Origin of the sequence: Sphingomonas sp. SRS2 (assembly GCF_000971055.1) — a bacterium.
In the GTDB taxonomy this organism is placed as follows: domain Bacteria; phylum Pseudomonadota; class Alphaproteobacteria; order Sphingomonadales; family Sphingomonadaceae; genus Rhizorhabdus.
The window spans coordinates 1-7,786 of record NZ_LARW01000125.1; the positions used below are offsets into that span (position 1 = coordinate 1).

9 protein-coding genes and 2 pseudogenes are annotated in these 7,786 nt (G+C 58.5%); 5 read left to right on the top strand and 6 right to left on the bottom strand.

The window, feature by feature from the left end; all coding sequences use genetic code 11:
* The 6 genes and pseudogenes from WP12_RS19930 to mobQ form a co-directional block, all read right to left on the bottom strand.
* Nucleotides 1–248: pseudogene (locus WP12_RS19930) on the bottom strand (IS6 family transposase); the annotation flags it as partial.
* Nucleotides 249–489: 241 nt separating this feature from the next.
* Nucleotides 490–1,857: an endonuclease NucS domain-containing protein gene (locus WP12_RS25575; protein ID WP_081659594.1), complete on the bottom strand. Its 1,368-nt coding sequence runs from the start codon at nucleotides 1,855–1,857 to the stop codon at nucleotides 490–492.
* A complete protein-coding gene (locus tag WP12_RS24385) occupies nucleotides 1,857–2,879 on the bottom strand; it encodes a DNA-methyltransferase (RefSeq protein WP_081659595.1) in 1,023 nt (340 codons plus the stop codon). The genes WP12_RS25575 and WP12_RS24385 overlap by 1 nt, the downstream gene beginning before the upstream one ends.
* A gap of 115 nt (nucleotides 2,880–2,994) precedes the next feature.
* Entirely contained in the window at nucleotides 2,995–3,300 is a 306-nt protein-coding gene (locus WP12_RS19945) for a HigA family addiction module antitoxin (RefSeq protein ID WP_234422482.1), read from the bottom strand.
* Nucleotides 3,301–3,423: 123 nt separating this feature from the next.
* Nucleotides 3,424–3,699 carry a type II toxin-antitoxin system RelE/ParE family toxin gene (locus WP12_RS19950; protein WP_021243072.1) on the bottom strand — a complete coding sequence of 92 codons (276 nt, stop codon included), beginning with the start codon at nucleotides 3,697–3,699 and terminating at the stop codon, nucleotides 3,424–3,426.
* Nucleotides 3,700–3,778: 79 nt separating this feature from the next.
* Complete coding sequence (gene mobQ, locus WP12_RS19955) at nucleotides 3,779–4,843, bottom strand: MobQ family relaxase (protein WP_046195440.1); 1,065 nt, start codon at nucleotides 4,841–4,843, stop codon at nucleotides 3,779–3,781.
* Between the two features lie 224 nt (nucleotides 4,844–5,067).
* Here mobQ and WP12_RS19960 point away from each other — a divergent pair, with 224 nt between their 5' ends.
* The 5 genes and pseudogenes from WP12_RS19960 to WP12_RS19985 all read left to right on the top strand — a co-directional run.
* The gene (locus WP12_RS19960) at nucleotides 5,068–5,337 is read left to right on the top strand and encodes a hypothetical protein (protein WP_046195441.1); all 270 of its coding nucleotides are present in this window, start codon (nucleotides 5,068–5,070) and stop codon (nucleotides 5,335–5,337) included.
* A complete protein-coding gene (locus WP12_RS25065; protein WP_152664095.1) occupies nucleotides 5,337–6,203 on the top strand; it encodes a hypothetical protein in 867 nt (288 codons plus the stop codon). The genes WP12_RS19960 and WP12_RS25065 overlap by 1 nt, the downstream gene beginning before the upstream one ends.
* Nucleotides 6,200–6,517 carry a hypothetical protein gene (locus tag WP12_RS19975; protein ID WP_152664096.1) on the top strand — a complete coding sequence of 106 codons (318 nt, stop codon included), beginning with the start codon at nucleotides 6,200–6,202 and terminating at the stop codon, nucleotides 6,515–6,517. The genes WP12_RS25065 and WP12_RS19975 overlap by 4 nt, the downstream gene beginning before the upstream one ends.
* A gap of 378 nt (nucleotides 6,518–6,895) precedes the next feature.
* Entirely contained in the window at nucleotides 6,896–7,432 is a 537-nt protein-coding gene (locus WP12_RS24390; RefSeq protein WP_235399214.1) for a hypothetical protein, read from the top strand.
* A pseudogene (locus tag WP12_RS19985) lies at nucleotides 7,398–7,786 on the top strand (IS6-like element IS6100 family transposase); the annotation flags it as partial. The gene WP12_RS24390 and the pseudogene WP12_RS19985, both read left to right, overlap by 35 nt.

Consider the following 7,786-nt stretch of genomic DNA (forward strand, 5'->3'; position numbering starts at 1 on the left):
ACCTTGACGTAGGTTTCATCCAGGCGCCAGCTCGGATCAAAGCCACGCCGCCAGAACCAGCGCAGCCGCTTCTCCATCTCCGGGGCGTAGCACTGGACCCAGCGATAGATCGTCGTATGGTCGACCGAAATGCCGCGTTCCGCCAGCATTTCCTCAAGGTCGCGATAGCTGATCGGATAGCGACAATACCAGCGCACCGCCCACAGGATCACATCACCCTGGAAATGGCGCCACTTGAAATCCGTCATCGTTCCGTCCGTCCAATCTCCGCCAAGCATGCTCAAGCTTCACGATTTTTGCAACAGAGCCGCTGGGCCAAGTCCTGGCCGGTGGTTGAGACGCGCGCATAGCCGTAGATCATGCGCGGAATCGTGCATCAGATTTTTGCATCATGGAAGAGGCTGGTTTTCCTCGGGTTTCGATCTGATGCAAAAGTATTGATTTTTGCATCATGTCGTCGCACGTCCCCGTCTGGTTCAGACAGCTTCCTTATTCGACCTTGAAAGACATTTTGCTAGAATACGTTACCAGATCAATCTTGGTATCATGTGCGTCACGGGCAGCGCGAAGCTTATCATCAATCGACGTGCCAACGATCATGCCTGCTACTGGTGCATCACCAGCAAGGTTCTTCTTAACCCAGCCCATATATCTCGATAACTGGCCAAAAACCTTATCGGCAGCACGCCCCTTTTTTAACTCTATAACTACATAGCCGCCGGTCTTTTTATCACGAGCCAGTATGTCAATAGGCCCTACCGTGGTTTCATACTGACGGCCGATAAATTGAAGCGGACGCTGTACAAAGTTTGCAAATCCCGGAAAGTTAGCCTCGATAGAATCTTCCAGAGTTTTTTCACTAAGCATCATCTGTTTGAATTTGCGTAGATCGGTTGCACTTGCTCCCATAATTTTCTTGATAGCAGCAGCCGCATCGACGTCGCCACGCTCAGTGTATACGTCTAGGGCAGTTTGGCGATCAGCCTTGGCGTCCGGATTTCCCATCCAAGCAAAGAAAGACTTTTCGCTATCAAAAGCGATGTAAGTACCGTTTGTGGCGTAGTCATCGATCCATTTGCGAACCTCGCCCCTAATCACGCCTTTTTTGAGTAGTAGGCAGTGGTCGCTATCTACATCGAAAAGGTCAGACAATTGCCACATACGCATGGCATACGACCTACCAAGCCTCACCGTATTAAGCAGCGATCCACGTTTAGTACCGCCTATTTGGTAGGCATCGAGCAGCCGAACAATTTCTTTCCGTTGCGCATCGTCTAGCTCCCGGAAAGCTTCTATTTGCTCAATAACCTTGTCGAGATCACTAATATTCTTTGCTTTAGCAGCAAACAACGAATACTCTGCCGTCGATAGACCACCATCAAGAGATTGAAGTAGTCTTACTAGGAATGGTACCGGATGGAGTTGGATAACTCGATGCGCCGCAGAGCCTATCGATGGATTCCAAAACTGATAGCGACGTGACTGTAAAGCAAGAATTGATGTTCCGTCAGCCGCATCAAGAAATTGTCGACCTACAGGTGTGATTTCGACCAGATCACCTGGATCAACCCACGCCAAACCAAGTGTGCCTACCACTTGCTTGAGCATCCGAGCAAGAGCCGGACCTTCTGCTTGTGATATACCAAGCTTGTTGAGCCGTTTGACGTAATCTCCTTGGCATTCTCGCCAAGGTCGTGTGCCTTCAAACGCTACTAATGGGGCAAGCCGGTCATGCACCGCGTCGACTGTGACTGCCAGTCCCTTGGGTTGGTACCAATATGCATGATCGTCCGCGTAGTTTCGGACGAAACGCTTCCAGCCTGAGGGCAGTTCGGGACGAGCCGGTTTTTTTGGCATCAGACCAGCGTCATCTGCCCATCATCGCTTACTTCAGGCGCTCCACGGCCGTAAGTTTTACGACGATGCTTAGCGGCAGCTTGCGCACCAGACGTACCAGCTTCCTCGGCCGCAAGAGCTGCGAGTTCATCTTTGCCAGGGTACTTTGCCCTGCCGACAAGAATCACTGGGTCACTCGGTGCAGCGCGACCAATTCGCCGACGCGCATAATCGAGGTAGCGTTCGCTAATATCGATGCCGATCCAACGGCGTCCCATGCGCTCTGCCACGACACAAGTCGTTCCTGTTCCAACGAATGGATCAAGTACGATCTCCCCTGAGAATTCGCCGACTGCGCCCTGTGTGTAGAGGCGCATAAGGCGAGCTGGTAGCTTCTCTGGAAATGGTGCCGGATGCCCCTCTTCGCGTTTCACATCTTCGGGGTACATAAACCAAACCTGCTGAGCTAGATCCAGCCACTCGGTACGGCTAAGTTTGTTTCCCTGCTTAACTTCGTTAGAAAACTTTGGAGGCTTACCCGGTTTAACGTAGACATTTATAAACTCTACTGTGTTGTTCTCGATTATGTTTCCGGGTTGGGGATAACTGCCAAACATCATTTTTGATGTTTGCTTCTGCCAAATAAACAAACTGTACCGCTCTAGGTCCGTATTCTCCAGAATACGTTTTTCCATATCAAACGCTATATTCTTCAAATGCCTAGTATGCTGTTCTATTACAGCCTTTGGGATAGGCATAATTGGAGCATTTATACATAACTTGCCGTTAGGTCGAAGAACACGAGCACATTCGCGCCAAACGCGTTGCATATCATCAAGGTATGCTTCGTAGCTGCTCCAGCCCGTACTATCCCCATCATATTCGACTGCTGTCCAATACGGCGGTGAGGTGATAATTTGATCGATGCAGCCATCAGGCATCAACTGCATGATGTCTGCCGCGCTTCCAGCATGCAGGTTGCCAACCATCTCGTCGATGAGCGGCACCCCTTGCAGCGTACTTGTCGGTTGATTCATGCCCATGTCGCTTCGCTTGTAGAATGGCGTCCACTGTCGGACCAGAGCGATTGAACGTCACCAGCACCGTCTGTGTCGGCACACGTGAAGCTGTCAGTCGCCAGCACCTTCTGAGATAAGGTCAGGCCGCTTCGAGCGTCGGAATCCGGGCGAGGATATCGGCATCCTTCACGGCCTGCACGCGCAGGTCGTAGTTGCGCTGCATGTTCACCCACATTTCCGGCGTGGTGCCGGTCAGCTTGCCGACCCGGAGCGCCATAGTCGGGGTAATGTCCTGCTTCTCGGCGAGGATATCGTAGAGGGTCTGCCGCGAAACCTCGAGCAGCCTGGCGATCTCTGCCTTGGGCTTGTTCAACGCGGGCAGAATGTCCTCGCGGAACAGTTCTCCGGGATGCATTGGAGCAAGGCCAGATACGAGATGGTTCATCATCTATCTCCTGTCCGGATCAGGCCGGACCGTCATGTGTCTCTGTATAAGCCCTATGTGTAAACTAATGGCTTACATGTCAACCAATAACTGACAGATGTCCAGTCGGGAGGTAGTGGCCTCCTAGTGATAGTCCTCAATGTCCACGTCGATCGCATCGCCCTCATCCCAAGCCCATGTGACCCGATAGTTGCCGCTGGCATCGACCGCATAGCGCTTGGGCTTGGTGCTCAACCCGTGAAACCGATAGCCGGGGAGATGCATATCCTCGGGCTTTGTAGCGGCCTCCAACGCGAACAGGATGCGACGAACGCGTGCATGGTTTTGGACGGGAAGTTTTGAGCCATCTCCCTCGGTGGCGAAGGCTTCAAGCGCCTTGCTGGTGTATGTTCTAATCATACACTTATTGTATGATATTTCTTACACAATGTCAAGTAAAACCTTACACTCTCTGAAAACAGATGCTCACGCCAAGAGCCTACCGACCGAAGCCGATATCCGGCCCGTCGAGTCCGCGTTGTCGTTCCCGCTCCTGTTGTCGCTGTCGATCGCGCTCGGCCTGCGCCGGCTGGTCCATCTCGATCCCCGGCGTTTGCTCGCGCCGGGGTGAGTGGTCGAGCGCCGGCACCGCCTCGAATCCGTCGCCGGTGCTGGTCTGCAACCCCGCCCGCATTGTTCGTGCCGCGCCCTGGACGAAGCTCGCCATACCCTGGGCCGCCAGCTCGGCACGCTCCCGCAGCCGGTCGCCCATCTCGTGCAGCCACTCCCGGCCACGCTCGATATAGACCCCCAGCCCGCGCGCCTCATGGATCGCCTCGTTCATCTGCCCGCGCGGCGTGACGGCGTGCGGCTCCTCGCCGAGCGCGATCTGCTCGCGCTCGGCGCGCCGCTCGATCGCGGCCGAGGCGTGCCCCATCTTCACGGTCGGCTCCATCTCCACGCCCTGACGGGCATAGCTGCGATGATCGACCCGCTCGGCCACCTGTGCCAGTTCCAGCGCGTCATTGACCTGTGCGGCCCAGCTCGCCCGGATCTCCTCCACCTCGATCGATGCCGACGATCGCACGTCGAGCTGGCGCGTCTTCGCCCCCAGCCCCTCTGCGTCCACCATTCGCGTCGTTGTCATGACGTGCGCGTGGTGGTTGCGATCGTCGCCGTAATCATGGGGGGCATGGATCGCCGCATCGACCGCCACCCCGTACCGGTCCCGGATATCCTCCGCGAAAGCACGAACCAGGTCGCGGCGTTGGCCGGCGTCCAGCTCGGCCGGTAGCGCCAGCTCATACTCTCGCGCCACCTTGGCGTCCTTGCGCTTCTCCGCCGCCTCCGCCGCGTTCCAAAGCGCGGAACGGTCCTGCGCCCACTCCGCGCCTTCCGGCGCGACGATGAACGTGTCCTCGACACCGCCCCGCCGCGTGTAGTCGTGCACCAGGCCGTCGCGCTCGTTTTCGAGGCAGACGCCGGCACGATAAGCGACCGCCGCGACCGCGCTGCGCCCGGTCGAGCGCGACACCGATTTCACCGCCAGATGGTAGATCGCCATCGCTCGCGTGTGCCTTCTCAAACGTAGTCCAGCGGCATGACGCTGGTCGGGGTGTGGGGCCGAGGCCCCGCTGTCGCTTGCGACATGGGTGCAGGGTGTCCCTGCCGCACGCATTACGCAGTAATGCTAAAGTGCGCCCTTGTCTCCTGTTGTCGTCTCGGGTGGCTTCGTTCGTTGAGTTGCGCTATGCTCCCTTGGTGATCGTGCTTTGACGCGGAGAAGGTATGGCTGCCCCCACTCCTGAGTCTGTCGAACTGGCGAAGAAGCGTCTTGCTCAGGCCAAGGCTCGCCTCGATTCACTCAACGCCCGGATCGCCACCGAAGGTCGCCGCCTCGATACCCGCCGCAAGATCATCCTGGGTGGCCTGCTCCTCGATGCCGCCACCAAGGACCAGCGGTTCGCCGGCATCGTCTCGGAGCTGACCCACCGCATCAGCCGGGATCAGGATCGCAAACCGTTCGAGGGATGGACGCTGCCCGGGGAGGATGGCTGATGGATCGTGATCGGGATGATCCGCGCCGGTTGCTAGATCGCGGAAAGGGGCGTGGCCTGCTGGGGTCCGGTCGCGACGATCCCCCGGCCGGCAAGTTCGATCCCGCCGAGTTCGACGCGCCCCCGGACCCGCCGCCCTCTGCTGCTGGTCGTGCGCGTGACGCGGCTGACGCTGCCCAGGCGCATAGCTTCTTCTCCCACCTCGATACCAATATCCAGCGGGTGCTTGCCGGTTTCGGCACGCTGCGGGACCTGGTGGCCGATGTGCGCGCCAGCCTCGCTGATGCCGCCGCAAGGGACGCCCAGCGCGCGGAGGAAGAGGAAGCCCGCGACAAGGCCATAGCGGCCCGCCTGGTCGATCCTGAGGCCCTGGAGCGCCGTGCGGAGGCCGGAGGGCGTCAGGGGGCCAGGGAAGCCCTCTCCGGGGCTGCTAGGGAGCTGAAACACCAGATCGAGGCGGATGCGGCCGCACGCACCGCCCTTGGCGATCGTTTCGCCAACGACGCGGCCGATCGCCGCGTCCACGAGACACGCCGGCGCCAGCGGGATGGATGGTGGAACGGTGCCCTCGCCGCTTTCGCCCTGCTCGTGCCTGTTGCGTTGGGGTACGGCTACCACCTCGGTAACGCGGCCGGTGATGCCTCGGGCTATGCTCGCGCCCGCGACGAGGTCGCCGCCGCGAGCTGGGCCAACACCCCCAACGGCAAGCTCGCCCGCCAGCTCGACCAAGCCAGCACCATGACCATCCCAGATATCGTCGGCTGTCCCAAGGGTAACGGCTGGCACAGCGAGAAACGACAGGGCGTACGCTACTGCTTCGCCACGAACGCCAACGCCAAATCCATCACCGGATGGCCGATGCCATGACCTACGCGCCCATGATCGAACAACCGGATGACTGCGCCCGCACCTGGCAGCTCGTGATGACCGGGAACGGCCTGCACCATGTCACGCCGGAAGCCCAAGCCGACATGGCGCGGCTGCTCGACCTCGATCCCTCGATCTCGCACCTGACCGTCGAGGTCGGCGACGATCATATCCACGTCGCCCGCGACTGGCCTAGTGACCGGCTAGAGGAAGCCGATCGCCTGATCGATCGCATCACCGCCTCAGGCGTGTCGGCGATCGTCGTCCACGATCGAAACGGTGCAACCACACGACGGGAAACGGCCAGTGAATGATCGTGCACTGCCCTCGATCCGATTCCTTCCTCGCCAAGCCTGCGGCCGATAGGCCGCCCCTGTGACGGCGTAGCCGACACGCATAATCAGTGCATCGGCTAAAGGCCGATTCTGCATATCATCAGGCTATCGTTGCCTCGTGCGCACCCGCGATGATTCATATTCTCTTTGATTCTATGATTCAGGGCGGCCAAACTATTGATTTTGTTATTGAAAAGGCCTCAACCTACGATGGATGGGGTGCGCAGGTACGAGGAATGGGGTGCGCACCTACGAGAAATGGGGTGCCCAGTTACGAGGAATGGGGTGGGGTGTTCCGCACAGAAGCGAGGTACGAATAGATATTGATTCGTAGCTCGTTTCTGATGCACTTGGGCTATGTCCGATGATCCAGTCCTCGGCCGCACCATGAAAGCGGCTTCCACGGCGTCAGTCCGTGATGGTCACGCTATCGTCAAAGCTGGCGAGTTTATCGAAGCCCGTTTCGGTGCGGGTACATCGCCTTCCCTTGCAGCCCGCAAAACCTTGGCTCTTCTGATCGCCAAAGCTGCCGGCGAAGCCTGGCAGCCAGGATCGCACGTCATCGCCAAGCGTGAACTGCGAGGCACCCACAATGCCAACGATCGGATACAAGACACGCTTGACGAGCTGATGGATGTGAAATTCCAGATGCCTTCGACCTCGGCCCAAGGGCGCGTCGCGACCCTTACCGCCGCCCTGCTCGCTTGGACGCTCAACGAACATGCGGAGGATGGCCGGGCTACTGTCGAATGGGAGTTCACAGCACCGGCTCGGGCCATCCTGCAAGGGAGTGACTACGGCTCTGTTGCAAAAATCGTGAAGCTTGAGCATGCTTGGCGGAGATTGGACGGACGGAACGATGACGGATTTCAAGTGGCGCCATTTCCAGGGTGATGTGATCCTGTGGGCGGTGCGCTGGTATTGTCGCTATCCGATCAGCTATCGCGACCTTGAGGAAATGCTGGCGGAACGCGGCATTTCGGTCGACCATACGACGATCTATCGCTGGGTCCAGTGCTACGCCCCGGAGATGGAGAAGCGGCTGCGCTGGTTCTGGCGGCGTGGCTTTGATCCGAGCTGGCGCCTGGATGAAACCTACGTCAAGGTGCGGGGCAAGTGGACCTACCTGTACCGGGCAGTCGACAAGCGGGGCGACACGATCGATTTCTACCTGTCGCCGACCCGCAGCGCCAAGGCAGCGAAGCGGTTCCTGGGCAAGGCCCTGCGAGGCCTGAAGCACTGGGAAAA

Excerpts from the sequence above, each read along its gene's own strand:
- mobQ (WP_046195440.1), bottom strand. The coding sequence starts at position 4,843 with ATGGCGATCTACCATCTGGCGGTGAAATCGGTGTCGCGCTCGACCGGG.
- WP12_RS25065 (WP_152664095.1), top strand. The coding sequence starts at position 5,337 with ATGGATCGTGATCGGGATGATCCGCGCCGGTTGCTAGATCGCGGAAAG.
- WP12_RS25575 (WP_081659594.1), bottom strand. The coding sequence starts at position 1,857 with ATGCCAAAAAAACCGGCTCGTCCCGAACTGCCCTCAGGCTGGAAGCGT.
- WP12_RS19960 (WP_046195441.1), top strand. The coding sequence starts at position 5,068 with ATGGCTGCCCCCACTCCTGAGTCTGTCGAACTGGCGAAGAAGCGTCTT.
- WP12_RS19950 (WP_021243072.1), bottom strand. The coding sequence starts at position 3,699 with ATGATTAGAACATACACCAGCAAGGCGCTTGAAGCCTTCGCCACCGAG.
- WP12_RS24385 (WP_081659595.1), bottom strand. The coding sequence starts at position 2,879 with ATGGGCATGAATCAACCGACAAGTACGCTGCAAGGGGTGCCGCTCATC.
- WP12_RS19975 (WP_152664096.1), top strand. The coding sequence starts at position 6,200 with ATGACCTACGCGCCCATGATCGAACAACCGGATGACTGCGCCCGCACC.
- WP12_RS24390 (WP_235399214.1), top strand. The coding sequence starts at position 6,896 with ATGTCCGATGATCCAGTCCTCGGCCGCACCATGAAAGCGGCTTCCACG.
- WP12_RS19945 (WP_234422482.1), bottom strand. The coding sequence starts at position 3,300 with ATGAACCATCTCGTATCTGGCCTTGCTCCAATGCATCCCGGAGAACTG.